This window comes from Streptomyces sp. NPDC014995 (genome assembly GCF_043080745.1).
Classification (GTDB): Bacteria; Actinomycetota; Actinomycetes; order Streptomycetales; family Streptomycetaceae; genus Streptomyces.
Genome location: NZ_JBIBVX010000013.1, coordinates 40,745 through 65,836, shown reverse-complemented (window position 1 = coordinate 65,836; position 25,092 = coordinate 40,745). Strand labels below are relative to the sequence as shown.

26 protein-coding genes are annotated in these 25,092 nt (G+C 72.2%); 12 read left to right on the top strand and 14 right to left on the bottom strand.

Annotated features, from left to right (window positions below; genetic code table 11):
- The first annotated feature begins 354 nt into the window (after positions 1-354).
- From ACF1A1_RS25385 to lnt, 5 genes are all read left to right on the top strand, one after another.
- Positions 355-2,415, top strand: coding sequence for a restriction endonuclease (locus ACF1A1_RS25385; protein WP_392002990.1), 2,061 nt, complete (start codon positions 355-357; stop codon positions 2,413-2,415).
- Between the two features lie 216 nt (positions 2,416-2,631).
- Complete coding sequence (locus ACF1A1_RS25380) at positions 2,632-2,808, top strand: hypothetical protein (protein ID WP_392002988.1); 177 nt, start codon at positions 2,632-2,634, stop codon at positions 2,806-2,808.
- 15 nt (positions 2,809-2,823) lie between these two features.
- Positions 2,824-4,149, top strand: a complete 1,326-nt coding sequence (locus ACF1A1_RS25375) for a phosphotransferase enzyme family protein (protein ID WP_392002986.1) — start codon at positions 2,824-2,826, stop codon at positions 4,147-4,149.
- A gap of 417 nt (positions 4,150-4,566) precedes the next feature.
- Positions 4,567-5,040: a nuclear transport factor 2 family protein gene (locus ACF1A1_RS25370; protein ID WP_392002984.1), complete on the top strand. Its 474-nt coding sequence runs from the start codon at positions 4,567-4,569 to the stop codon at positions 5,038-5,040.
- A 319-nt stretch (positions 5,041-5,359) separates the two neighbouring features.
- On the top strand, positions 5,360-6,925 hold the full coding sequence (lnt, locus tag ACF1A1_RS25365) for an apolipoprotein N-acyltransferase (protein WP_392002983.1): 1,566 nt from the start codon (positions 5,360-5,362) through the stop codon (positions 6,923-6,925).
- Here lnt and ACF1A1_RS25360 read toward each other — a convergent pair.
- The gene (locus ACF1A1_RS25360) at positions 6,843-7,754 is read right to left on the bottom strand and encodes a Gfo/Idh/MocA family protein (RefSeq protein WP_392002981.1); all 912 of its coding nucleotides are present in this window, start codon (positions 7,752-7,754) and stop codon (positions 6,843-6,845) included. The genes lnt and ACF1A1_RS25360 overlap by 83 nt on opposite strands.
- A 73-nt stretch (positions 7,755-7,827) precedes the next feature.
- Positions 7,828-8,985: an FAD-dependent monooxygenase gene (locus ACF1A1_RS25355; RefSeq protein WP_392002979.1), complete on the bottom strand. Its 1,158-nt coding sequence runs from the start codon at positions 8,983-8,985 to the stop codon at positions 7,828-7,830.
- Positions 8,986-9,079: 94 nt separating this feature from the next.
- Between ACF1A1_RS25355 and ACF1A1_RS25350 the strand changes: the two genes are divergently transcribed.
- The 3 genes from ACF1A1_RS25350 to ACF1A1_RS25340 all read left to right on the top strand — a co-directional run bounded on the left by ACF1A1_RS25350 (position 9,080) and on the right by ACF1A1_RS25340 (position 10,474).
- A complete protein-coding gene (locus ACF1A1_RS25350; protein ID WP_392002978.1) occupies positions 9,080-9,703 on the top strand; it encodes a TetR/AcrR family transcriptional regulator in 624 nt (207 codons plus the stop codon).
- A 9-nt stretch (positions 9,704-9,712) separates the two neighbouring features.
- Complete coding sequence (locus ACF1A1_RS25345; protein WP_392002976.1) at positions 9,713-9,841, top strand: hypothetical protein; 129 nt, start codon at positions 9,713-9,715, stop codon at positions 9,839-9,841.
- A 117-nt stretch (positions 9,842-9,958) separates the two neighbouring features.
- A complete protein-coding gene (locus ACF1A1_RS25340) occupies positions 9,959-10,474 on the top strand; it encodes a hypothetical protein (RefSeq protein WP_392002974.1) in 516 nt (171 codons plus the stop codon).
- Between the two features lie 4 nt (positions 10,475-10,478).
- On the opposite strand, the gene ACF1A1_RS25335 is transcribed toward ACF1A1_RS25340, so the two are convergent.
- The 7 genes from ACF1A1_RS25335 to ACF1A1_RS25305 form a co-directional block, all read right to left on the bottom strand.
- Positions 10,479-10,958 carry a hypothetical protein gene (locus ACF1A1_RS25335; RefSeq protein ID WP_392002972.1) on the bottom strand — a complete coding sequence of 160 codons (480 nt, stop codon included), beginning with the start codon at positions 10,956-10,958 and terminating at the stop codon, positions 10,479-10,481.
- A gap of 115 nt (positions 10,959-11,073) precedes the next feature.
- Positions 11,074-11,757: a uracil-DNA glycosylase gene (gene ung, locus ACF1A1_RS25330; RefSeq protein WP_392002971.1), complete on the bottom strand. Its 684-nt coding sequence runs from the start codon at positions 11,755-11,757 to the stop codon at positions 11,074-11,076.
- A gap of 90 nt (positions 11,758-11,847) precedes the next feature.
- Positions 11,848-13,431 (bottom strand): ABC transporter substrate-binding protein, encoded by a 1,584-nt coding sequence (locus ACF1A1_RS25325; protein WP_392002969.1) that lies wholly within the window; start codon positions 13,429-13,431, stop codon positions 11,848-11,850.
- A gap of 200 nt (positions 13,432-13,631) precedes the next feature.
- Entirely contained in the window at positions 13,632-14,393 is a 762-nt protein-coding gene (locus tag ACF1A1_RS25320; protein ID WP_392002968.1) for an SDR family oxidoreductase, read from the bottom strand.
- A gap of 20 nt (positions 14,394-14,413) precedes the next feature.
- Positions 14,414-15,175 (bottom strand): 3-oxoacyl-ACP reductase FabG, encoded by a 762-nt coding sequence (fabG, locus tag ACF1A1_RS25315; RefSeq protein WP_392002967.1) that lies wholly within the window; start codon positions 15,173-15,175, stop codon positions 14,414-14,416.
- Between the two features lie 136 nt (positions 15,176-15,311).
- Positions 15,312-15,728, bottom strand: a complete 417-nt coding sequence (locus ACF1A1_RS25310) for a DUF3037 domain-containing protein (RefSeq protein ID WP_392002966.1) — start codon at positions 15,726-15,728, stop codon at positions 15,312-15,314.
- Positions 15,725-16,480 carry a HipA family kinase gene (locus ACF1A1_RS25305; RefSeq protein WP_392002965.1) on the bottom strand — a complete coding sequence of 252 codons (756 nt, stop codon included), beginning with the start codon at positions 16,478-16,480 and terminating at the stop codon, positions 15,725-15,727. Before ACF1A1_RS25305 ends, ACF1A1_RS25310 begins: the two co-directional genes overlap by 4 nt.
- Positions 16,481-16,675: 195 nt before the next feature.
- Between ACF1A1_RS25305 and ACF1A1_RS25300 the strand changes: the two genes are divergently transcribed.
- Positions 16,676-17,173: a Rieske (2Fe-2S) protein gene (locus ACF1A1_RS25300; protein WP_392002963.1), complete on the top strand. Its 498-nt coding sequence runs from the start codon at positions 16,676-16,678 to the stop codon at positions 17,171-17,173.
- On the opposite strand, the gene ACF1A1_RS25295 is transcribed toward ACF1A1_RS25300, so the two are convergent.
- Positions 17,160-17,813 carry an isochorismatase family cysteine hydrolase gene (locus ACF1A1_RS25295; protein ID WP_392002961.1) on the bottom strand — a complete coding sequence of 218 codons (654 nt, stop codon included), beginning with the start codon at positions 17,811-17,813 and terminating at the stop codon, positions 17,160-17,162. The two genes, ACF1A1_RS25300 and ACF1A1_RS25295, sit on opposite strands and share 14 nt — an antisense overlap.
- 157 nt (positions 17,814-17,970) lie before the next feature.
- Between ACF1A1_RS25295 and ACF1A1_RS25290 the strand changes: the two genes are divergently transcribed.
- Positions 17,971-18,438: a pyridoxamine 5'-phosphate oxidase family protein gene (locus ACF1A1_RS25290; RefSeq protein ID WP_392002960.1), complete on the top strand. Its 468-nt coding sequence runs from the start codon at positions 17,971-17,973 to the stop codon at positions 18,436-18,438.
- A 157-nt stretch (positions 18,439-18,595) separates the two neighbouring features.
- Here the strand turns inward: ACF1A1_RS25290 and ACF1A1_RS25285 are convergent, their stop codons facing one another.
- Positions 18,596-19,498, bottom strand: coding sequence for a LysR family transcriptional regulator (locus tag ACF1A1_RS25285; RefSeq protein ID WP_392002958.1), 903 nt, complete (start codon positions 19,496-19,498; stop codon positions 18,596-18,598).
- Positions 19,499-19,573: 75 nt separating this feature from the next.
- On the opposite strand from ACF1A1_RS25285, the gene ACF1A1_RS25280 reads away from it, so the two are divergent.
- Positions 19,574-20,560, top strand: coding sequence for a DMT family transporter (locus ACF1A1_RS25280; RefSeq protein WP_392002956.1), 987 nt, complete (start codon positions 19,574-19,576; stop codon positions 20,558-20,560).
- Positions 20,561-20,689: 129 nt separating this feature from the next.
- On the opposite strand, the gene ACF1A1_RS25275 is transcribed toward ACF1A1_RS25280, so the two are convergent.
- On the bottom strand, positions 20,690-22,021 hold the full coding sequence (locus ACF1A1_RS25275; protein WP_392002954.1) for an aminotransferase class I/II-fold pyridoxal phosphate-dependent enzyme: 1,332 nt from the start codon (positions 22,019-22,021) through the stop codon (positions 20,690-20,692).
- Between the two features lie 35 nt (positions 22,022-22,056).
- Here ACF1A1_RS25275 and ACF1A1_RS25270 point away from each other — a divergent pair, with 35 nt between their 5' ends.
- Entirely contained in the window at positions 22,057-22,737 is a 681-nt protein-coding gene (locus ACF1A1_RS25270; RefSeq protein ID WP_392002953.1) for a pyridoxamine 5'-phosphate oxidase family protein, read from the top strand.
- Between the two features lie 60 nt (positions 22,738-22,797).
- Here the strand turns inward: ACF1A1_RS25270 and ACF1A1_RS25265 are convergent, their stop codons facing one another.
- Complete coding sequence (locus ACF1A1_RS25265) at positions 22,798-23,781, bottom strand: DMT family transporter (RefSeq protein ID WP_392002951.1); 984 nt, start codon at positions 23,779-23,781, stop codon at positions 22,798-22,800.
- Between the two features lie 184 nt (positions 23,782-23,965).
- Positions 23,966-24,970, bottom strand: a complete 1,005-nt coding sequence (locus ACF1A1_RS25260) for a DMT family transporter (protein ID WP_392002949.1) — start codon at positions 24,968-24,970, stop codon at positions 23,966-23,968.
- Between the last annotated feature and the right edge of the window lie 122 nt (positions 24,971-25,092).

The window sequence follows — 25,092 nt, the reverse complement described above, 5'->3', positions numbered from 1 at the left end:
CCTTGGCCAGAGGTCTGACGTACCCCGCTGCCGACGACCCACTCATCGGCGCAGCGGACCGTCGCCTCGCCCGCCGCTCCCAGGCGTCATCGTCACCGTGCGACGCCGGTCCTTTTTGCGACCGGCACACCCGCGCTGGATCGACGTGGAAAGGTGACCGCCCGGGCACTGCCGCCTGATACGGCCTTAGCTACTCTCCGGTCACCTGACCTGCGGCAATGACCGGAGCGGTTGCCTTTGACGAGTGGATATGCGGGACGGCGATTGCTGGATAGAGTCGTCTCGTTACAACTGGTTGTGGGGACAACCAAAGTGCCTTTCGGCTGCCAACGTCCTTGGGAGGGCCTGCAGCACATGAGTCGTCGCTCTACTGGCTTTGTCGGCGTGTGGGCTGAAGTGCAGCGGCAGCAGCAACGCCAGATGGAAGCCGAAGCCAGACAGCGCAGACAAGAAGCTCAGCGAGCGCGGGCCTACCAGCGGCGAGCTGCCCAAAGTCAGCGTGAGTACAGGCAGGCGGAGGCGCTGCGTCGCACGGAGGAACTGGACGCGCAGGTGGCGTCGCTGCAAGGTCTTCTCGCCGCGGGGTGTCGGGCCCCGGCCTTCAGGGCTTTCTCGCTCATGCGACCTGAGGAGGTTCAGCCCTTCGCCCCGGGGCCGTTGGCGCAGCCCGTACCCATGCCGGATTTCCATCAGTACCAGACGCAGAGTGGCTGGACCGCGAGTCGGCGGGCTCAAGCGCAGGCCGAAGCACGGGCGCGCTTCGAGCGGGACTCGCAGGCCGCCCAGGCCGCGGAGGCTCACCGGCAACAGCAGCTGGCGTCGTACCAGCGCCAGTATCAACAGTGGGCCGACGCTCAGCTGGCCGAGGTACGTGCGCACAACGCCGGCGTCGCCGCGGTAACCGAAGGCGTGAGGCGCCGGGATCCCGATTCCGTGATCGAGTACTTTTCCGCCGCTCTCTACGCCTCGACGGCATGGCCGGAGGGCTTCCCGCGTCAGGTCGCGGCAGCCTACGACCCGGCAGCCCGGGAGCTGGTGCTGGACTGGGAGTTGCCCGCCTACAGCGTCGTCCCGGAGATCAAGTCCGTTCGCTACATGTCCGGGGTCAACCAGGACAAGGAGACCCCCCGTCCGGTGGGCCAGCGTCGAGCTCTGTACAGGGAGGTGCTCGCGCAGTGCATGCTGCTTGTCCTGCACGAGCTCTTCGCCGCGGACGAACTGGGGGCACTCGAGTCGGTGGCCTTGAACGGGTTCGTCGATGGACACGACCCTACGACGGGGCGCCCCGGCCATATCTTCCTCGCAACTGTCATGGCTTCCCGCTCTTCGTTCCGTGACCTGCATCTGGCACAGGTGGACGCGGGTAGCTGCCTGGCTGACGCACTGCGAGGACAGCTCTCGGCCCGACCGGACCAACTCACACCGATACGGCCGAGTCGGCGGCCCCAAGACGTCGGAAACCGCGTTGTCGCGCACGGCAGCGATGAGGAGCCGGACCTGTACGACATGGATCCGGTCGCATTCGAGAATCTCGTTGCCGATCTCTTCCGGGCCATGGGGATGCAGGCGGTGACGACCCAACGTTCGAATGACGGCGGTGTGGACGTCGACGCGCTGGACCCGACGCCGATTCGAGGCGGCAAGATCGTCGTCCAGGTGAAGCGCTACCGCAACACGGTGCCTCCCACCGCCGTACGGGACCTGTACGGGACTGTGCAGGACGCCGGCGCCAACAAGGGTGTCCTGGTGACGACATCAGGTTTCGGCCCTGGCTCGCACACATTCGCCAACGGCAAGCCGTTGGAACTCGTCTCGGGCACTGAGCTCGTCGACTTGCTGCATCGCCATGGGCTGCGTGGTCGACTGGGCGGGGGTGGTCGCCAGGCCACAGCGCAGCCGACACCGTCGGGGCCGGACACTCGGCTGCCCGACGACTACAACGTCTTGGGCATGTCGTGGAACGGCAGTGTCGCCTTGGACGTGTGTGCTCTTGTCTGCCGTGGCAACCGCATCCTCAGTGATGATCACTTCGTCTTCTTCAACAACCCACAGACTCCGGACGGCTCCGTGCGTGCACTTCCCGCGGCGGCGCCTGACAAGGCTGCGATCTGCGTCTGCTTCGACGGTTTGCCGGCGGAGGCCGATCGGTTCGTACTGGTCGCGGCCATCGACCCGGAGGTGAACCCGCACGCCGATCTGTCCGGCTTCACAGATGCCAGCATCCGGCTGCTCGATCCGGGGATGTCCGAGCTGGGACGGCTTGAGGTCTCCGACGGTCGGCCGCTGGAAACCGCCTTGGTGCTCGGCTCCTTCCGTCGAAGGGCCAACGGGGACTGGGACTTCGTCCTCGGGGGCAAGGGCTACACGGGCGGCTTGGAGGAACTCGTTCAGGATTACGGCATCGAGGTGGAGTAGGTCGGCCCGCGCCCAGATGCTGGCGGCAGCACCGTCGGGGGCTGTGAACGAGGTTCGAGGTCGACCCAGGTCAAGCCGCTCTCACGAACCATTTGGGGAGCCAAGAGCCGTCCCGTGACTGAGGCATGAGTGACAGCCGGTCAGGCTGCGCCGTGGCCGACCGCGGCGGCCCAGTTGCGAATGGGCTCGTCGGGGTGAGTACGGGCGGACGCGAGCGTGAGCTCAAGCAGGTTGTGGAGGCGTGGCGGGTACGCCGCGCGCGAGGTGGGCAGACTCAGCAAGACGCGCTGGTGCATCCGCGGGTCACTGGTCTGGGCGAACACCCGCATCGATGCCTCCCACCAGGCCTGCGCGCGCGAAGAACTCCTCGGGCAGATGCGCGCGTCCCAGTAGCGGCCTGCGCACCGCATGGGCGAGACACCGGACGCGTTGGCCCTCCGTCGCCGTGGACACATCCTTGATGCCGAGCAGTCGTGCCACCTCCGCCGCGCACCTCAGGAATGTGCGCGCTTCTGCCCCGTTCCGTTCTTCATCGGCCACGGCAGCATCGTGGACCGGCCGTACCGGCGGGTACAGAAGTACCGGTCGCTGATCCCGGGCGAAGGGGCTCGCCTCAGATCTCTTACCCGCGGGCGAAACGATCAGGATGTGGGTGGCCGGGTCGCCGAAGGCGAACTGGACAGGCCGGTGGGGAAATCGGCTTGTGGCCGGCGGCTGGGTGTTCGAGGCTGGCCGGCCATGATGCCCTTGACTGAGATCGATCGACTGAAGCAGACCGTGTCCGAAGCGTGGGACAGCCCGGTCGCCGACCAGGTGGCCGCGCGGTGGGGTTACCCGGCCGGCACCGCCAGGTGGTGGCGCTCCAGCGCCTCCCACGTGTTCGTGCTCCCCGACAGCGGTCGGCGGCGGTATCTGCGGTTCGTGCCGGGGTCGTATCGCGGCCCGAAGCCCGTGGCCGTGGTGGCTGAGCTGATGGCGCGGCTCAGCGACGGCGGGTCGGCGGTGGTACGGCCGGTCGCCGCCGAGTCAGGGGCCCTGACCGTGACCGTGGCCACCGGGCTCGGTGCCATGCACGCCATGGTGGTCGAACCGGCGCCCGGGGAGGAAGTCGACGTCACCGGACTCACGGAATCGCAGGCGTGGCACTGGGGGCAGGCACTGGCGCACCTGCACCGCGATGCCGCCGGGCTCGATACCGGACTGCCCGAATCCTTCGGCGAGCTGCCGGGCATCGGCGAACTGTTCGCCGACGACACCGCGTTGGTCGAGGCGACGGCGAGGCTCACCGACGTGATGCGGGACCTACCCCGTGGGCGGGACCGCTGGGGTGTGGTGCACGGCGACTTCGAGCTGGACAACATGGCCTGGGAAGACGGCCGGCCGATCGCCTACGACTTCGACGAGGCCGCGCTCTCCTGGTACGCCGCCGACGTCGCCTTTGCCGTGCGCGACCTGACCGACCACACCGGCCGGCCCACGACCGAGCACCGGGCGCAGTTCGACGCCTTTCTCGCCGGGTACCGCGGCGTGCGCCCGTTCGACGACGAGGACTTGGGGCACCTGCCGCTGTTCGCCGGACTGCATGCCGCGGTTTCCCTGGTGCGCATCACCCGCGCGCTGGACGCACCCGCCCGGGTGGAACCGGATTGGCTGACCGAGCTGCGCGACGATCTGACCGACCTGGCCCGCACGCACCGGCAACTCGTGATCGAAGTCGGCCAGGAAGTGGGCTGAGGGATCCGCTGGACATCGCCGCGCGCATCCAGCATGTCCGTGGCGACGGCCGGGCCGAGGCTACATGGATGAGCGCCTTCTCCGGTCTCCGTACGGACCGGAGTGGGACAGTCCGCCGTCGCGGGAGAGCAGGACACGCTCGTTGGGCCAGGCCGGGGCGACGACTTCCAGAACCTGGCTGTCCCCAGTGGTGGCCTGAAGTCCCCCCCGAAGAGCCCGGCGATGCGCACCCTGCTTCCGCTGTCAGGATGCGACGCGAAGCCGATTCCGAGGAGCCCGCCGACGGGGACGCAGGGGGCGAAGACGGGCTGCCGGACTCGCAGCGTCGCCGCCCGTACGGCCACCGAATATCGGCGTATCCGCGCCGGACCCCGCGCGCCTCTTGGCTCAGCGGGGCCCATGCCCAACACTCGGGCCATGACGCAGCGTGTGGAGCTCGCCACTCTGATGGACCGGCTGGCCGTGGACGGGCTGATCACCGACTACGCGGTGGCGGTCGACGACGGCGACTGGGCGGCGTACCGGGACTTGTTCACGCCGGACGGGCGGGCGGACTACCGATCCGCCGGCGGAATCGAGGGGGACGCGGACAAGGTCGCCGCGTGGCTCGCGGAGAGCATGCGGATGTTCTCGATGCGGCAGCACCTCATCGTGAACCGTCGCCTCCGCTTCGGCGTGCTGGAGCGGGACCGGGGCGACACCGCCCTGGTCCAGGCCGATTACCTCAATCCGATGCGGCTGGCCGACGAGGGGTCCTCGGCCGCGCCCGACTTCGTCTGCGGCGGCCGGTACGCCTTCGGGCTGCTGCGGACGGACGACGGCTGGCGGGTGCGTGAGGTGGTCGTCCAGGAGAAGTGGCGACGGCTGCCCGGCCGGGGCACCACCGGCTGACCAGCGCCTGCACCAGGGCACCGACCAGGCCATCCGGGGCCTGCGCCAGGGCACCACCGGCCGACCGACCCCCGCACCGGAACACCACCCGCCGACCGACCCCCGCCCCAGAACACACCCGCCGACCGGCCTCGGCGCTGCGCCCCTGCGCCGGATCCCTGCGCCGGATCCCTGCGCCCGATCCCTGCGCCCGATCCCTGGTGGCCCGCTGCGTCGGGATCGCCGGTCGACCGCACGTCACCGGCCAATCCCGAGCCATCTGGCCGGAGATCACTCCGGGCGCGCACACTGGAGCCACCAGCGGGTAGGGAGGTGCCATATGAAGACGTTCGGTCCCTGGCTCACCTCCCCGTGGCGGCGCTCGGCCCTCGCGGCGCTGGCGGGCGCGCTGCCCGTGCCGGCGTTTCCGGCGCCCGCCCTGTGGTGGTGGGCGTTCCTCGCGCTGGTTCCCTGGATCCTGCTCGCCCGCTCGGCGCCGACGGGCAGGCGGGCGGTGTACGACGGCTGGAGCGGCGGGTTCGGGTTCATGCTGGTCATGCACCTGTGGCTGCTGCCGAACCTGCACGTCTTCACCCTCGTGCTCGCCGCGCTGCTGGGCGCGCTGTGGGCGCCGTGGGGCTGGCTGGTGCGCCGGTTCCTCGCCGGGGTGCCCTCGTGGGGGCGGGTGGGCGCCGCGCTGGTCGTGCTGCCCTCGGGCTGGCTGGCCGTCGAACTCGTCCGCTCATGGCAGGGGCTGGGCGGGCCGTGGGGCATGCTCGGGGCCAGTCAGTGGCAGGTGGAGCCGGCGTTGCGGCTGGCGTCGGTCGGCGGGGTGTGGCTGCTCAGCTTCCTGGTGGTGGCCGTGAACGTCGCGGTCGCCGTGCTCGCCGCCGTCCCGGCGCACCGGGTGCCCGCCGTCGCGGGACTCCTGGCCACCGCCGCCGCGACCTCCGCCGCCTGGGTGTGGTCGCCCCGCCCGGACGTGGACGGGCAGGCCCGGGTAGCCGTCGTGCAGCCGGGTGTCGTCGTCGGCCCCGACCGCCGCTTCGACCGGGAGGAGCAGTTGACCCGCGGGCTCGTCGGGCAGGACGTCGACCTGATCGTCTGGGGCGAGAGCAGCGTCGGCTACGACCTGGACGACCGGCCCGACCTGGCCCGGCGCCTGGCGGAGCTGTCCCGCGCGACCGGCGCCGACATCCTGGTCAACGTCGACGCGCGCCGCTCCGACCGGCCCGGCATCTACAAGAGCTCGATCCTGATCGGACCGGACGGACCGACCGGCGACCGGTACGACAAGATGCGGCTGGTGCCCTTCGGCGAGTACGTCCCGGCCCGCTCGCTGCTCGGCTGGGCGACCTCCGTCGGAAAGGCGGCCGGCGAGGACCGTCAGCGCGGCACCGAGCAGGTCGTGATGGACGCCGGGGCCGGGCTGCGCATCGGCCCGATGGTGTGCTTCGAGACCGCGTTCCCCGACATGAGCCGCCGTCTGACCGCGGACGGCACCGACGTGCTGGTCGCCCAGTCGTCGACGTCGACCTTCCAGGAGAGCTGGGCCCCCGAGCAACACGCCTCCCTGGGGGCCCTGCGCGCCGCGGAGACCGGCCGCCCGTTCGTCCACGCGACGCTGACGGGCGTCTCCGCCGTCTACGACGCGAGCGGCCGGCGTCTGGGCTCGTGGCTGGGGACGGACGCGAGCACCACGGCCGTCTACGAGGTGCCGCTCACCGAGGGCGTCACCCCGTACGTCCGCTTCGGCGACTGGCCGGCCCACGCGGCCCTGGTGGTTCTCGCGGCCGTGTTCCTCACGGAGGGGGCGCGGGCGGTCAGGCCGCGCCGGAACGCTCCCGCACCGCTCGCACCACCCGCTCGCACAGTTCGTGAGTCGCCAGCGCGTCCCGGGCGCTGAGCACCTTGCCCGCGCGCACGGCGTCGAGGAAGGCCAGGACCGCCTGCTCGATGCCGCGCTGGCGGGCCACCGGCACCCAGTCGCCGCGCCGCCGCACGGTCGGCTGGCCCTTGTGGTCGATGATCTCGGCGAGGTTGACGACCTGCCGCTTGGTGTCCTGCCCGGACACCTCCAGGATCTCCTCGTTGGAGCCGCTGAGCCGGTTCATCACCCCGAGCGCGGTGAAGCCGTCCCCGGCGAGCTGGAGGACGACGTGGTGCAGCAGCCCGTCCACCGTCCGGGCCCGCACGGTCACGTCGTCCACCGGCCCGGGCGCGAGGAACCGCAGGGTGTCGACGACGTGGATGAAGTCGTCGAGGATCATCGTGCGCGGTTCCTCGGGCAGCCCGATCCGGTTCTTCTGCATCAGGATCAGCTCACGCGGATGGTCGGCGCACTGCGCGTAGCCGGGGGCGTACCGCCGATTGAAGCCGACGGCGAGGCTCGTCCCGTGCGTCTCCGCGAGCGCCACGAGCCGCTCGGAGTCGGCGAGTTCGTACGCCAGCGGCTTGTCGACGTACGTGGGGACGCCCGCCTCCAGCAGCCGGGCGACGATCTCGGGGTGGGCGGCGGTGGGCGCGTGGACGAACGCGGCGTCCAGGCCCTGGGCGAGGAGCGCGTCGAGGTCCCGGTGACGCCGTCCGACGGGCACGCGCAGGGTGTCGGCGACCTGGTCGAGGGTGGCCGGCGTACGGGTCTGGAGGTGGAGTTCGAGTCCGGGCAGCGCGCCGAGCACCGGCAGGTAGGCCTTCCGCGCGATGTCGCCGAGTCCGATGCAGCCGACCTTCACGGGGGGCTCCCTCACTGCTTGTCCGCGCCTGCCTGCACCGCAGCATACGGCGTACCCGCTGGGCCGACTTCGCTCAGGCGGGAGGGCCCGCCACCGGCGGCCGCCAGTCGGCGATCGCGTCGAAGCCGCGCAGGAACAGCGCGGGCCCGGCCACCGACAGCGCGGCGATGGCGGTGTCGCGTACGGCGACGGCGACGGGGTTCGCGGCCGTGCTGAGGCGCGCCGCCCGCACCGCCTGCCGGGTGATGGCCGTCGTCCGGGGGAGGCGGGCTGCCGTGTAGGCGGGGAGGTCGGTGCAGTGGTGGGCGAGGACGATCGCGTCCTCTACGGCCTGGTTGCCGCCCTGGCCGAGGCTCGGCGGCATCGCGTGCGCGGCGTCGCCGAGGAGGGCGACGCGGCCGTGGTGGAAGGCGGGCAGGGGCTCGGCGAGGTGGTGGACGTCGTGGCGCAGGACGTCCTCGGGGCGGGCGGCGGCGAGGATCTCGGGGATGGGGTGGTGCCAGTCGCCGTAGCGGCGCAGCAGTTCGGCGCGCTCGTCCTGGGCGCGCTCCCCGGCCGGGGCGGTGGCGGCGGCGTAGGCGTACACGCGGCCGCCCTTGAGCGGGTGCGAGCCCCAGAGGCGGCCCCGGCCCCACGTCTCGTGCGAGGCGAACTCCACGCCGGGCAGCGTGAGGACGACCCGCCAGGTGGTGAAGCCGGAGTAGACCGGGCCGGGGTGCTCGGGGAAGAGGGTCCGGCGTACGGCGGAGCGGATGCCGTCGGCGGCGACCACCAGGTCGGCCTCCAGTTCGCCGTCGGCGGTGCTCACCCGGGCCGGTCTGTCGGCGTCGCCGGGGTCGGCGAGGGTCGCGGCGGCGGCCGTGCGGACGGCGCCCGGGGGCAGCCGTACGGCCAGCCTGTCGACGAGGGTGGCCCGGTGCAGCAGGACCAGCGGGCCTCCGAAGCGCCGGGCCGCCGCATCGGCGCTGGTGCGGGAGAGCCAGCGTCCGCCGGGGGTGCGCAGGCCCCCGTCGCCGTGCCAGGCGGCCAGGCCGCGGATCTCGTCGCCGAGCCCGATGACGTCCAGGGCGCGCAGGGAGTTGGGCGCCAGGGAGATGCCCGCGCCGACCGGTTCCAGGGAACGGGCCCGCTCCAGCACGGTGACCTGCCAACCCCGCTGGTGCAGGGCCACCGCGGCGGTCAGACCCCCTATGCCGCCGCCGATGACGACCGCTCGCGTCGACTGTGCCATGGCTCGTCCCGTCCCGTGACCCCGCGTACTACAAGTGTAGTGCGCCGCTGCACCGACGATACTACAGACGTAGTGAGAGGGGTAGGTTGATCACATGTCCGCACGCACCGCCCCGAGCGCCTCGCGCGCCGACCTCGTCGCCGACACCGCCCTCGCCCTGCTCGCGGAGCGCGGGATGCGGGGTCTCACCCACCGCGCCGTCGACGAGGCCGCCGGACTCCCCCAGGGCTCCACCTCCAACCTCGCCCGCACCCGCCAGGCGCTGCTGGAGCTGGCGGTGCGCCGCCTCGCCGACCGTGAGGCCCGGGTGCTGGCCCTGGACGAGATGCCGGATCCACGGGCCGGTCTCCCCGCCCTGACGGACGCGCTCGCCCTGGCCACGCACCGGGCGCTGACCCTCAACCGTGAACTGACGCTGGCCCGCTACGAACTGGCCCTGGAGGCCACCCGTCGCCCCGAGCTGCGGACCCACTTCGACGCGGCCGGAGCCCGCTTCCGGGACCGGCTCACCGCCCTGGTCACGGCGATGGGCTCGACGGACCCGGCCCGGCACGTCCTGTCGCTGGTGGCCTGGGCGGACGGGCTGATGTTCAGCTGCGTGGCCGGGTCGTTCCACGCGGAGGTGCCGAGCCTCGACGAGGTGCGGGCAGGACTGCGGGAACTGCTCGCCGGGATGCCGGGCGTCTCACCACGCGTGGCCCGCACCGAGCGCGGGTGACCCTGCCGCGTGCCGCGACGACGGGTTCCTTCTGACCGGAACGCGACCACCGGAACCCGCGTGATCGAGGAGTACGCCCGCCGCAACGGCCACCCCGACCTCGCGCGCGAGCGCGTCGACGGCGTCACCGGTGGCTGACGTCACGTCACCCCGGGAGGGTCACCGCCACCCGTAAGGGGCGGTGGATCACCCGTGTGGGCCATTCCGCGCCGGTCTGCCGCCCTTGCGCGGACCGGACCCACCAGAGTGGCGCGGGTGCATCGAACGACGACGACTACCGCAACGCTCCTCCTGACCGTGGCCGTCTCGGCCCTCGCCGGATGCGTGACCATCCAGTACCCGTCCGCGCCCGGCAAGCCCGCGGCCGGCCGGACCGCGACACCTCCCCGGCCGTCCCTGCCCCGGCCGGAGCGGGAGACCGACCGGGAGACCGGGCGGCAGGTCGTGCAGTCACCGGCCCTGGAGGCGCTGGAGATGGTCGGGAAGGACCGTGGGCCGGTGTCGAGCGCACCCCCTCCCACCCCGACGGCACCGGCCGAACAGCCACCCCCGTCCCGCTCGCAGGCGAAGAAACCGCACCCGCGTCCCCGGTCGGCGCACCCGGAACCCCGGCGTCCCGCGCAGCCGCACGTCCAGGTCCCCGACGTACGCGACGACGGGCGAAAGGAAGCGCGCGGGAACACCGATGTGTGCGCGCTCGGCAGGCAGCACGGGGGCTGGCGCACAGACAGCCCGGAGGCGGTGATCTGCGAGCAGACGTACGGACGGTAGAGCGTCAGTCGCGGCGGGGGCCGCCCAAACCGCCCTCCCCCAACCGCAGCTCCATTCTGCTGATCGCCGCCCGTACCCCGTCCCCGTAGCTGTCGTCGCCCAGCGCGCCGGCCGCTCGCCGTGCCCTGCGCACATGGGTGCGGGCGGCCTCGGAGCGGCCCAGCTTCACGTAGTCCGCGGCCAGGTTGAGGTGCAGCGAGGGGTACAGCGCCCGCACCTCCAGTGAGCTCTCGTGCTCCTCCGCCGCCGTGAGGGCGCGCAGGTCCCAGGCGAGTTCGTCGAAGGGGTCGTCCTGGGTGTCGGCCAGATAGTGGGCCACAGTGCAGCGGTGCAGGGCGTCGCCGTCCTCGCCGATCTCGGTCCAGAGGTCGAGCAGCCGGCGCCGGGCCTCCTCACGGTCTCCTCCGTGGTGCAGCATCACGACCTGCCCGATGCGCGTCAGCACGGCGTCCGGCGCCGCCTGCCCCTGTCGATGCTCCGCCACCGCGCCCTCCTTGCGTCGATGTCACGACGCTAACCGCAAGCGGTGACAATCCCGGTCAGGCGGCACCGGGCCGGTCCCGGGAGGGACCGGCCCGGCGGGGTCGGGACCGGCGGAATCAGGCCAGGTTCGGGATCGTCCAGTCGATCGGCTCGTGGCCCTGCTGGGCCACCGCTTCGTTGATCTGCGTGAACGGACGGGAGCCGAAGAACTTCTTCGCGGACAGCGGGGAGGGGTGCGCGCCCTTGACCACCGCGTGCCGCGTCTCGTCGATCAGCGGCAGCTTCTTCTGCGCGTAGTTGCCCCACAGGACGAAGACCGCCGGGTCGGGCCGGTCGGCCACCGCGCGGATCACCGCGTCCGTGAACTTCTCCCAGCCCTTGCCCTTGTGCGAGTTCGCCTCGCCGGAGCGGACGGTGAGGACCGCGTTGAGCAGCAGCACGCCCTGCCGGGCCCACGGCATGAGGTAGCCGTTGTCCGGGACGGGGGTGCCCAGCTCCTCGTGCATCTCCTTGTAGATGTTGCGCAGTGACGGCGGGATCTTCACGCCGGGCCGCACCGAGAAGCACAGGCCGTGCCCCTGGCCCTCGCCGTGGTACGGGTCCTGGCCGAGGATCAGGACCTTCACCCGCTCGTACGGCGTCGCGTCGAGCGCGGCGAAGACCTCCTCGCGCGGAGGGTAGACGGGACCCTTCGCTCGCTCCTCCTCGACGAACTCCGTCAGCTCCTTGAAGTAGGGCTGCTGCAGCTCGTCACCCAGGACCCCGCGCCAGGACTCGGGCAGCATGGCGGTGTCGGTCACGTCAACGTCCTTCGTTGTGCGGTCACTTCCAGGCCACAGAACCTACAGGTGACCACTGACAACGGGCTCCCCGGTCCGCCTCGCCGGCCGCTACCAGCTGGTCTTGCGGGACAGCTCCCACATCATCATGATCGTCGACGGGTCCAGCGCCCGCTCCCCGCCCGAGATGTCCTCGTTCGAGGCGACGTACTGCTTGCCCTGCCACAGCGGCAGCAGCCGGGCGTCGTCCACGAGGATCTGCTGGGCCTGCTGGAACTCCTTCACCACGTTGGCACGGTCGCTCTCCTGACGGGAGCGGGGCAGCAGCACGTCGGTGATCTGCTTCTCCGGATAGGGCGTGCCGAGCGCGTTCTGCTCGCCGACGAAGGGGGCGATGAAGTTGTCGGCGTCCGGGAAGTCCGGCGCCCAGCCGCGGCCGAAGACCGGGTACTCGCCCTTCTGGTAGCCGACCACGTAGGTCTTCCAGGGGCGGCTCTTCAGGGTGACCTCGAACAGCTTCGAGTCCTCCAGCTGCGCCTTGATCTCCTTGAACTCCAGGGCGGTGTCCGAGCCGTAGCGGTCGGTGGTGTACCAGAGGGTGAGCGGGACGGGCGTGTCGATGCCGGCCTCGGAGAGGAGCTCGCGGGCCTTGGCCGGGTCCGGTTCGCCGAAGTCGTCGAAGAATTTCGTGGTGTGGCCGGTCAGGCCCTTGGGGACCATGGAGTACAGCGGGTCGACGGTGTCCTTGTAGACCTTGTGGGCGATCGCGGCCCGGTCGATGACCTGGGCGACGGCCCGGCGGACGGCGAGCTCGTTCGCCATCGGGTCCTTGGGGTTGAACACCAGGTAGTTGATGTTGCTGGAGGTGCCCTCGACGAGCTCCAGGCCCTCGTTGTCGGCGCCCTTGCTCTCCAGGGCGACGATGTCGTCGGCGGCGAGGCCCTGGTAGGTGATGTCGATCTGCTTGCTCCGCAGCGCCTTGACCATCTCGCCGGAGTCCTGGAAGTAGCGGATCGTGACCGCGTTGTTGCGGCGGTCGGCGAAGCCCTTGTAGCTGTCGTTGCGCACGAGTACGGCCTGCTTGCCCTCCTCGTACGTCTCCAGCCGGTACGGCCCGGAGCCGACGATGCCCTCGCCCTCGCGCAGCGACCTCGCGGGGTAGTCCTCGGGGGCGACGAGGGACATGGCCGGGGTGGCGAGCACGAACGGGAAGGTGGTGTCGGCCTTGTTGAGCCGGAAGACGACCTCGTGGTCGTCGACCGCCTCGACCCGGTCGAGGCTGCCCAGCAGTCCGGCGGGGCCGCTGGGCGCGTCGATCTGCCTGATGCGGTCGATCGAGTACTTCACCGCCGCGGCGTCCAGCTTGTCGCCGTTGGAGAAGGTGAGGCCCTCGCGCAGTTCGCAGCGGTAGGCGCGGTTGGAGGCGTCGGTGAACTCGCAGCTCTTCGCGGCGTCCGGCTGGGGCGTGATCGCGCCGTTCGGGTAGGCGAGGAGCGTCTGGTACACGTTGCGGAACAGCTCCCAGGAGCCGTCCCAGGAGGCCGCGGGGTCCAGCGTGCTGGGGGCGCTCGTGGTGCCCACGACGATCGGCCCGGCGTCGTCGGAGCTCTCCTCCCCGAGGAGTCCGCATCCCGCCACCAGCGATATGGACACGATCGCAGCCACTTGCTGCAGGGATCGCTTCCGGTTGAACACGCGCACGCTCCTCGATCTGCCATACCAAGGGTCGGCAGACCATACCGCAGCGCCACGCCGGGTGATGCAGCGACGGGGGAGCGTTCTTGATCACGTCGGACGGTGACGACGTTGTCATCACGCCCCGTGGTGGCCGTACGACGCCACGGGCGCCGCCCCCGACGAGGAGGCGACGCCCGTGTCTCGTGCGGTGCGCGAGGTCAGCCCACGCCGGCGTTGAGGAAGATGCCGCCGTCCACGACGAGCGTCTGGCCGGTGACCCAGTCCGACTGCTCGGAGGTCAGGAACGCGGCGGCGCCGCCGATGTCGGAGGGCACGCCGAGCCGGCCGAGCGGGTAGGAGGCGGCCGCCTCCGCCTCCCGGCCCTCGTACAGGGCCTGCGCGAACTTGGTCTTCACCACGGCGGGGGCGATCGCGTTGACCCGCACCTTCGGCGCGAACTCGTGCGCCAGCTGCTGGGTCAGGTTGATCATCGCGGCCTTGCTGACGCCGTAGGCGCCGATGAAGGGCGAGGCCGACAGGCCGGCGACGGAGGCGATGTTCACGATGGCGCCGCCGTTGTCCTTCTGCCAGGCGTGCCAGGTGCGCTGGGCGAAGCCGAGCGCGGAGACCACGTTGGTCTCGAAGACCTTGCGCGCCACGTCCAGGTCGAGGTCGGCGATCGGCCCGAACACCGGGTTCGTACCGGCGTTGTTGACCAGGTAGTCGACGCGGCCGAAGGCCTCCATCGTGCGCTCGACGGCGGCGGCCTGGTGCTCCACGTCGTGGGCCTTGCCGGCGACGCCGATGACCCGGTCGGCGCCGAGCTTCTCGACGGCCTCCTTCAGGGCGTCCTCGCCGCGGCCGGTGATGCAGACCCGGTCGCCGCGGGCGACGAGCGCCTCGGCGACGCCGTAGCCGATGCCGCGGCTGGCGCCCGTGACGAGGGCGACCTTGCCGGAGAGTGCGGGCAGTTCAGTCATGTCGGTGTTCCCCGTGATCCCTAGTCGAGCGGTCCGCCGGCCACGTACAGCACCTGGCCGGAGACGAAGCCGGCGGCCTCGTTCGTGAAGAAGGCGATCGCGTTGGCGATGTCGTCGGGCTCGCCGACGCGCTGCACCGGGATCTGGGTGGCCGCGGCGGCCTTGAACTCCTCGAAGCCCATGCCGACCCGGTCGGCGGTCGCCGCCGTCATGTCGGTGGCGATGAAGCCGGGGGCGACGGCGTTGGCGGTGATGCCGAACTTGCCCAGCTCGATGGCCAGGGTCTTGGTGAAGCCCTGGAGACCGGCCTTGGCGGCGGAGTAGTTGGCCTGGCCCCGGTTGCCGAGCGCGGAGGACGACGAGAGGTTGACGATACGGCCGAAGCCGGCGTCGACCATGTGCTTCTGGACGGCCTTCGTCATCAGGAACGAGCCGCGCAGGTGCACGCCCAGGACCGTGTCCCAGTCGGAGACGCTCATCTTGAACAGCAGGTTGTCGCGGAGCACGCCCGCGTTGTTGACGAGGATCGTCGGCGCGCCGAGCTCCTCGACGACGCGCGCGATCGCCGCCTCGACCTGGGCCTCGTCGGAGACGTCGGCGCCGACCGCGATCGCCCGGCCACCCGCCGCGGTGATCTTCTCGACGGTGTCCTTGCAGGCGGCCTCGTCGAGGTCGATCACCGCGACCGCTCGGCCCTCGGCGGCCAGCCGTACGGCGGTGGCGGCGCCGATGCCGCGTGCCGCGCCGGTGACTACTGCGACTCGCTGCTCTGTGGTGGACATTGCTGCTTCTCCTCGCCCTTGGGATGCGGCTCCTGCGACCGGCTCATCGGTGAGCGACCGCTTAGTACCTTCAGCAGACGTGACGCTAGAAGCCCTGGCACCCGGTGTCAACGGCCCACCGCGCGCGTGTGATCCATTACCTCACCAGCAGCTCGAGCAGTCGGTCCGCCTCGGCGGCCGGATCGGTGGTGAGTCCGGTGTGCACCGGCCCCGGCTGGACGATCGTGGAGCGGGGCGCGATCAGCCAGCGGAAGCGCCGCCCGGCGTCGTCGCCGGCCGCCTGACCGGCCGCCTCCCCGCCGCCGCACACGCCCTCGACGGCGCGCAGCGCGGCGCGCACCCCGGCCACGTCCGCGTCCGGGTCGAGGGCCAGCAGCCGGGCCTCGTCCAGGTGGGTGCGGGCGCCGACGTAGGCCTGCGCGCGGCAGTAGACGAGCACACCGGCGTTGACGCACTCGCCGCGCTCGACGCGGGGGACGACGCGCAGCAGGGCGTACTCGTAGACGTCCCGGTCGTTCGCCTCGCTCGCCCTGATGATGTGGCGGTCGTTCACTCGGCCCCCTTGATGCGTTCGTGGATGACGGCGGCGCGCGTGAGCAGGGGTGCCGCGTAGGCACGGCGCAGCGCGTCCGGAGTGTCGAAACCGGGCTCGTCGGTCAGCCAGGCGTCGGGGATCTCGGCGGTGACCTCGGCGAGGAGGTCGGCGGTGACCAGCGGGGCCAGCTCGGCGGCCGCGGCGGCGGTGTCCGGCCGGAAGCGGGCCAGGGCGTGGTCGGTGGCGTCGTAGGGGCGGGCGGCGGAGGTCGCGGCCGAGGGCCAGTTGTGGTGCCAGATCATGGTGGCGCCGTGGTCGATGAGCCACAGGTCCCCGCGGCGCACGAGCAGGTTGGGGTTGCGCCAGGAGCGGTCGACGTTGTTCACCAGCGCGTCGAACCAGACGATCCGGCCGGCCTCCTCGGGGCTCACCGGGAAGGCGAGCGGGTCGAAGCCGAGGGCTCCGGAGAGGAAGTCCATGCCGAGGTTGGTGCCGCCGCTGGAGCGCAGCAGCTCCTGCACCTGCTCGTCGGGCTCGCCCAGCCCCAGCACCGGATCGAGGGCTACGGTCACCAGGCGGGGCACCCTGAGGCCGAGCCGGCGGGCGAGTTCCCCGCAGACCACCTCCGCGACGAGCGTCTTGCGGCCCTGTCCGGCGCCGGTGAACTTCAGGACGTAGGTCCCGAGGTCGTCGGCCTCGACGAGCCCCGGCAGCGAGCCGCCCTCACGCAAGGGGGTGATGAAACGGGTCGCGACGACTTCCTTGAGCATCGCCCCAGGCTACTGGGGTGCGCGCGGTCCGCCGTGCGCGGCCGACAGCTCCGCGACAGCTGTGGCTTACGCCCGCCCGACCTCGAACGGGTCAGCATCTCGGCAGTGTCCGGACCTGGCGGTGGCGCTGAACAAGCGGCGCCGACGGCCCGTACATCTCAGCAGATCATCGAACCCCCTGAAGGGAACCTCAGCATGACGAGCGCATCCGTCAAACCCGTCCCGGGTCCCGCCCGCCGTACCGTCGTGGCGGCCGCCGGAGCCGCGGGCCTCACCGTCGCGCTGACCGCGTGCGGGGGCTCCGACGACGACGCGTCGAGCTCGTCGGCCTCGTCCGGCGGCAGCACCGGCTCGACCGGTTCCACCGGCGGCTCCGAGTCCGCGAGCACCGGCGGCGCGGCGGCCGGCAGCGCGCTCACGACGACCGCCGAGATCCCCGAGGGCGGCGGGAAGGTCTTCGACGCCGAGAAGGTGGTCGTCGTGCAGCCGACGGCGGGCGAGTACAAGGCGTTCTCGGCCGTGTGCACGCACGCGGGCTGCGCGGTGAAGAGCGTCGCCGACGGCGTGATCAACTGCCCCTGCCACCAGAGCAACTTCTCCGTCACGGACGGCAGCGTGAAGAGCGGTCCGGCGACGAAGCCGCTGCCCGAGGTGCAGATCACGGTCAGCGGGGACTCGATCAGCCTCGCCTGACGCTCGCACCCGGCCGTTCGAAGCACGCCAGCACCTCGTCCGTGGTCGCGACCGTGGCGACCAACGCGAGGGTGTGACGGACCATCGCGGGGGTGTACTCCGAAGGCACCCCCGCGACGGCGTCGGCCGGCACGACGACCGTGTAGCCGCGGTTGACCGCGTCGAAGACGGCGTTGGGCACCGCCACGTTGGCGGAGACACCGGTGACGACCAGGGTGCGGCATCCGAGGTTGCGCAGCAGGGCGTCGACGTCGGTGCCCTGGATCGGCGACAGGCCGTGCAGCCGTCGTACGACGAGGTCCTCCCCGGTCACCTCGATCGGGGGTGCCACGCGGACGGCGGCGGTGCCGGAGAGCTGCTGGACGGGAAGGCGTGCGGCGGCGCGGAACAGGCGGGCGTTGCGGCTCGCGCCCCGGCCGTCGGGGCGGCGTTCGGCGACGGCGTGGATGACCTGGACGCCGCTGACGTGCGCGCCGGCCACCAGGCGGGCGACGTTGGCGAGGGCGCCCGACTCCCGTGCCTCGCGGGCGAGTTCGGGCAGCGCGGCGTCCGGTCCGACGACGCCCCGCTGGCACTCCACGGTCAGCAGGACGGTGCTCGTGGGGTCGAGGAGTGCACCGAGCTGTTCGTGGGACGGCATGGTTCCTCCAGGGCGTCCGTCCGGTGAGGTCGGGCGAGGATAGCCACCGTTGCGTGAGCCCGGAAGAAGACCCATCCTTTTCTGACCGTCCTTTTTTGACGTGTTGTCAGAGGATCTCTGGCACGACGTGAGAGAAGAGAACAGGAAAGAGGGCCGGATGACCGTCACTCAGCGCCGGGGCCGGAAGATCATGATGACGCCGGGCGAGCTGGACGCGTTCCTCACCACCCAGCGCACCTGCCGGGTCGCCACCGTCTCCACCGACGGCGCCCCGCACGTCAGCGCCCTGTGGTTCCTGTGGGACGGCTCGGCCCTGTGGCTGTACTCGGTGGTGCGCAGCAAGCGGTGGGCGGATCTGCGCCGCGATCCGCGGGTCGCGATCGTGATCGACACGGGCGAGGAGTACGAGTCGCTGCGGGGCGTCGAGCTGTCCGGCACCGTCGAGTTCGTGGGCGAGATCCCGCGCACCGGGGAGCTGTGCGCCGAACTCGACGCCGTGGAGACGCTGTTCGCGCGCAAGAACTTCGGGCTGGAGTCGATGCCGCACGACGGGAGGCACGCGTGGCTGCGGCTGCGGCCGGAGAAGATCGTCTCCTGGGACTTCCGCAAGCTGGCCGCCGGATAGGCCCACCGGCAGGCCGGCCGCCGGAGGAGCCAGCCGGCGGAGGGATCAACCCGCTCGGAGGGGGGTCCGGGCGGAGTGGTCTACCGGTCGGAAGGGTCAGCCGGCGGAGGGGTCGGCCGGCTGGGGGGTCACCAGCGGAGGTGACCGGCGGAGGGGATCAGCCGACCTCCTCCGCCGCCGACTTCAGCGCCCCGACCGCCGCCCTGATCGACGGGCGGCGGTCGGCATCCGCGCGCCACACGGCGTACACGTGCCGGCGCACCCGCTGCTTGAGCGGGACCATGACGACCCCCTCGGGCACCGGGTGCCGGCCGAGCAGCGGTGCGATGCACACCCCCAACCCGGCGGCCACCAGCCCCAGTTGGGTGTGCGTCTCGGCTGCCCGATGGACGAGGATCGGCTCGATGCCGCGGGAGCGCAGTGTGAACATCAGCCACTCGTGGCAGAACTCGCCCTCGCCCCAGGTGATCCACTCGTCCTCGGCGAACTCCCCGAGGTCCACCTCGTCCCGCCCGGCCAGGGGATGGCCGGCCGGCATCGCCACGTCGGCGGGGTCGTCGAGGATGGGCGCCTTGACCAGGCCGTCCGGGACCGGCATCGGCTTGTTGTACCAGTCGAGGACGACGGCGAGGTCGAGGTCGCCGCGCACCACCCCGGCGACGCCGCCCTCCGGCTCCAGCTCGCAGGAGCGCACCCGCAGACTGGGGTGCTCCTTGCGGAGGTCGGCGAGCGCGGTGGGAAACAGTCCGCGCGCCGCGGTCGGAAAGGCCGACAGCCTCAACTCCCCCACCACCTGGCCCCGTTGCGCCTCCAGGTCGGACTGGGCGAGCTCCACCTGCGACAGGATGCGGGCCGCGTGCTCGGCGAGCAGCCGGCCCGCGTCCGTCAGCCGCACGCCCCGCCCGTGCCTGGCGAGGAGCCGCTGCCCGACCTCCCGCTCCAGCTTGGCCATCTGCTGCGAGACGGCCGACGTCGTGATGTGCAGCCCCGCGGCGGCACCGCTGACCGAGCCGTGCCGGGCCAGTGCGTCGAGAGTGCGCAGGCGCTCCAGGTTCAACATGTAAGTGATGCTACGAGATACCACGCGCGAAATCTCGATTGTGCTACGAGGACTCTGTCCACCACCGTAATGACCATGACCACCGCCGCCTCGACCCCCGCCTCCGCCGCCTCCGCCACCACCACCTCCGCCACCTCGATCTCCGCCTCCGTCACGCCGGCCTCGGCGACGCGGACGCGCCCCCGCCGCACCCCCGACTGGCGCCTGCGCTTCGTCGTGCTGTCACTGATCTGGGGCTTCAGCTTCCTGCTCATCAAGGTGGGCACGGAGGGCTACGCGCCCTTCCAGGTGACCCTCGGCAGGCTGGCGTTCGGCACGGCGGTGCTGGCGGTCGCGATGGCGGTGAAGCGGGAGCGGCTGCCGCGCGGGGCGCGCACCTGGGGCCATCTGACGGTCGCCGCCCTCCTCCTGAACGCCCTGCCGTTCTCGCTGTTCGCCTACGCGGAGCTGACGATCCCGTCCACGCTCGCGGGCATCTGCAACGCGACCTCGCCGCTGTGGGGCATGGCCCTGTCCCTGGTCGCCCTCTCCGAGGACCGCCCGACCCGGGTCCGGGTCGCGGGCCTGGGCCTCGGCTTCCTCGGCGTCCTGACGGTCCTGGGCGCCTGGCAGGGCTTCGACGGCCTCGACGGCCGGGGCACGGCACTGGCCCTGCTCGCCTCCCTGAGCTACCCGATCGGCTGGATCTACGTCCGCCGCACCCTGGCCGGCACCGGTTCCTCGGCCCTGTCGACGACCGGCGCGCAACTCCTCCTGGCGACCGTCCAACTCGCCGTCGTCACCCCGCTGTTCACCAGCTTCCCGAGCAGCTTCCCGCTCGTGCCGCTGCTCGCGATCGCCGCGCTGGGCGCCCTCGGCACCGGTTTCGCCCTGCTGATCCAGTACGGCCTGGTCACCGAGGTCGGCCCGACGACCGCCCAGATGGTCACGTACTTCATCCCGGTCATCGCCACGGCAGCGGGCGTGCTGCTCCTCGGCGAGTCCCTGAGCTGGTCGACACCGGTCGGCGCGGTGATCGTGCTGGCGGGGGCGGCGCTGACGCAGGTGCGCGGGAAGCGGTAGACGGCGACGCGGGGGTGCCGGGCGCGTCGTCGGGCGCGACGGCGCTTCGCGCACACCCGCCCCTGGACCGTGCCTTCCGGATCATCCCGGCGCCGCGGCCCCGAGCCGGGCTGATCCGCAGGACACGGCCTAGACATAGCCGCGCCCCGGCGCCGGCCGCACCGCGGCGGCGACCGCGTCCGCCAACCGCCCGGCCTCTCCCTCGGTCAGCGTCGACACGGTGATCCGAATCCCGGGCGGGGAGCCGATCCTGAACCGCGCGCCCGGCGCGACGGCCCAGCCCGCCTGCAACAACCGCGCGACGGCCCCGGTCTCGTCCGGCACGGGAACCCACACGTTCATCCCACTCCGCCCGTGGGCGCTCACCCCCCGCTCCGCCAGCGCCGCGATCAACGCGTCACGGCGGCCGCCGTACGCCGCCGCGACCGCCCGCGTGTCCACCGCGCCGTCGGCCCACAGGCGGACCAGGGCCCGCTGGGTGATCCGGCTGACCCAGCCGGGCCCGAGCCGCTGCCGCCCGCGGACCCGGTCGAGGGTGAGGTCGTCCCCGGTGAGGACGGCGATCCGCAGGTCGGGGCCGTACGCCTTGGCGGCCGAGCGCACGAACGCCCAGTGCCGGGTGACGCCCGCGAGGGGGTGCAGGGGCAGGTCGACGATCCGGTGGCCGTGGTCGTCCTCGATGAGCAGGGTCCGCGGATGCTCGCGCAGCACGTCCCGCAGGGCACGCGCGCGCGTGGCGCTCACCGCGGCGCCGGTCGGGTTCTGCGCCCGGTCCGTGACGATCAGCGCGCGTGCCCCCGCCGCCAGGGCACGGGCCACGTCCTCGGGAAGCGGCCCGTCGTCGTCCACGCCGACCGGCGCCGGGCGCAACCCGAGCGCCGGTACGAGGTCGAGCAGCGAGCCCCAGCCGGGATCCTCGACGGCCACGGTGTCTCCGGGTTTGAGATGCGCGGCGAGGACGCGCTCGATGGCGTCCAGCGAACCGGAGGTGACGGCCACGGGCCCGGCCGGGACCGCGTCCGCGTCGAGCTCCTCCCGGGCCACCCGCCTCAGTTCGGGATCCACGGGCTCGTGTCCGTACAGGACCGGCTCGCGGTCGCCCCGCGCGGCGGCCCACGCGAACGCCGGCGCGAGGGGCGGCAGCAGCGCCGTGTCGGGATTGCCGGCGGCCGCGTCCCGCACACCCTCCGGAACCTCCACCCGGATGAACTCGCGACCGGTCGTGGCCGGCTTGGAGCGCACCCGGCTGCCGCGGCGTCCGTCGGTCTCGATCACCCCGCGCTCGCGCAGCGTGCGGTACGCGGCCGCGACGGTGTTCGGGTTCACCCCGAGCCGCTCCGCCAACTCTCGCATCGGCGGCAGCAGTTGCCCCGGCTCCAGCTCACCGGCGCTCACCGCGCGCTCGATGCTCGCGGAAATGTCCGCTGCACGTCGACCCTTGATCGGATACTCTCCTAGCACAAAGCCGATTATGCACTAGTGCAATGGAGAGCGCCATGCAGGGGACCACGCAGCCCACGACGCCCGCCGCCTACACCCCGACCGACCGCACGGTCCCCACCCGGTCCGCGCAGAAGGCCTCCTACGACAGGGAGCTGGTGCACGCGATACTCGACGAGGGGTACGTCTGCCACCTGGGCTTCGTCCGCGACGGCGCGCCCGTCGTACTGCCGACGCTGTACGGCCGGGTCGGCGAGACGCTCTACGTCCACGGCTCGACGGGTTCGCGCCCACTGCGGATGGCGGGGCAGGCCGACCCTGGGCTGCCGGTGTGCCTGACGGTGACGCACGTCGACGGGCTGGTCCTGGCCCGCTCCGCCTTCCACCACTCGATCAACTACCGCTCGGTGGTGGTGCACGGGCTCGCCCACGACGTCACGGACCCCGAGGAGAAGCGGGCGGCGCTCGACGCCCTGGTCGACCACGTCGTCCCCGGCCGGGCCGCCGGCTCCCGCCCCGCCAACAAGAAGGAACTGGCCGCCACCGCGGTGATCCGCCTCGACCTGGACGAGGTCTCGGCCAAGACCCGCACCGGCGGGGTGAACGAGGAGCCCGAGGACCTCGCCCTCCCCCACTGGGCGGGCGTGGTCCCCCTCCTCAAGGGCTACGGCACCCCGCTCCCGGAGGCCGACCTGGCCCCGGGCACCGAACTCCCGGACTACCTGGCGGTCCCGTGACCCCGGGCCGCCTCCGGGACGCGGGGCGGGCCGCCACCGCAGCCCGCCCCCGACCGGCCCTCAGGCGGCTCGTGCCCCGCTGCGCGCCTCCCCCACCGCCAGGCCTGTCACCGAGCCCAGCATGAGCAGGGTGCCGACGAGGACCGGCGCCGTGAGGCGCTCGCCCAGGAGGGCCACGGCCAGGACCGTTGCGCTCACCGGCTCCAGCAGCATGATCACGGACACGGTGGCGGACCGTACGACGGCCGCGCCCGCGAAGTAGAGGGCGTAGGCGAGGGCCGTGGGCACCGCGGCGATGTAGGCCAGCAGCGCCAGGAGACGCGCCGGTTCGGCACTGTGCGGCACCAGCCCCTCGGCCAGGGCGAACGGCAGCAGGCACACGGCGGTGACCGCGAACGCGCCGACCGTGGTGGAGGAGGCGTCCGTACCGCCGTCGCGGCCCCAGCGGCGGGTGAGCAGGGTCATCGCGCTGTATCCGGCGGCGGACAGCAGGGCGAGCAGCACACCCGTCGGGTGTACGGCCGTCGCCTCGTCGCCGAGGAGGAGCACCCCGAGCCCGGCGAGTGCTCCGGCGACGGCGAGCGCCCCGCCCCGGCCGAGCCGCTCGCCCAGGGTCAGCCGGGCACCGAGCGCGATCAGGACGGGTCCGGCGCCGAGCGTGACGACCGTGGCGACGGCCAGGCCGGTGGCCGAGACGGCCGCGAAGTAGGCCGTCTGGAAGACCGCGAGACCGACGCCGGTGATGGCGGTGCGCAGGGCCGTGCGGCGGAGGTGCCCCTGCGCGCTCACGCCCCCGGTGGCGGCGCGGACCGCACTGGCGGAGCGGGCGCGGCCCGGGCGCAGGTGGCGGGCGGCGAGCAGCAGCACGAGCCCGGCCGCGCAGCGCCAGAAGGACAGGGCGACGGCACCGAGATCGCTGGTCCGGTAGACCAGGGAGGCGGCGGCGCCGGCCGTGCCCCAGGCGGCGCCGGCGACGATCAGACAGAGCAGGCCCCGCCCTACGGGCAGGCGGGAGGCCGTGGAAACGGAAGCAGTGACAGACACGCGTTCTCTCCGCAGAGGTCCAGAAGTGCGAGGAAGGACCGCCGGTCGTGCGGCGGGCCGTGGACTTCTTCTGCGGGCAGCACCGTTGCGCCCGGCACCCGGTGCCGGGCGTGCTTCACCGGAGGGCCCGCCTCAGGCGGCCGGAGGCGGAAGAACGAGTGCGTCCGAATACATGATCCGCACCCTAGGTGGCGGTTCCGCGGGCGGACAACTCCCTTTCGGGGCTGCCGCCGGCCACCGGTTCCGCGGAGCCCCTGGACGGTGTGGAGGACTGGGCGATGAAGGCGCCCAGCAGGACCACGGCACCGCCCACGATCTGCGGGGCCGAGAGGTGCTCGCCGAGCAGGAACCAGGCCAGGACGGTCGCGATGACCGCCTCCAGGCACGCCACGACGCCCGCGACCTGCGGGGAGAGGCGGCGCACGGAGACCACACCGGTGACGTAGGCGACGACCGTGGCGATCAGCACGATCCAGCCGAGCAGCAGCCACGCCGGGACCTCGGTACCGTCCATGCGGGCGGAGTGCGCGAGCAGGGACCAGTCCATGCCCCAGGGGCGGGCGACGACGGTCAGCACGGCGGCGCCGGTGAGGAGTCCGTAGGCGATGACCCCGAGCGGGTCGGGGGCGCCGTCGCCGGAGTCGCTGCCCTGGTCGGACAGGACGAAGTAGCCGACCTGGCAGCAGGCGGCGGCGAGCGCGAGAAGCAGACCGAGGGCGTCGAAGCCGAGCCCCGACCAGACCTCGACGACACAGGCCAGCCCGCCCACCGCGAGGACCACCCCGAGCGCGGCGGCACGCGTCACCGGCCGCCGCTGCACGAACCGCACCCAGCCCAGCACCAGGGCGGGCGCGAGGTACTCCACGAGCAGGGCGACCCCGACGGGGATCCGGGAGATCGCGGCGAAGTAGAAGGCCTGGACGCCGGCCACACCGAGCAGGCCGAAACCGGCGAGCAGTGCGGGCCGGTGGCGCAGCAGCGCACGGTGACGTACGGCCAGCGGCAGCATCACCAGGGCCGCGCCCGTCACCCGCAACCACACCACGTGCAGCGGGTCGAGCCCCGCCTCGATCAGTGGTTTGGCCGCCACCCCCGATCCGCCGAAGGCGATGGCCGACCCGATCGCCAGAGAGAGCCCGAGGCCCTTTCCGCGGTTGCCCTGACTGCTCACAGACGTATGCACCGGCACATGATGACAGGCGACGACATGAGCGTCACCCCTGTTGACACCTGTCTCAGCGCCTGGACGGGGAGGAAGCGACGGAGGGGACTGTGAAGGGGGCCTCGGAGAAGCGGGGTAGGGGCGCGCGA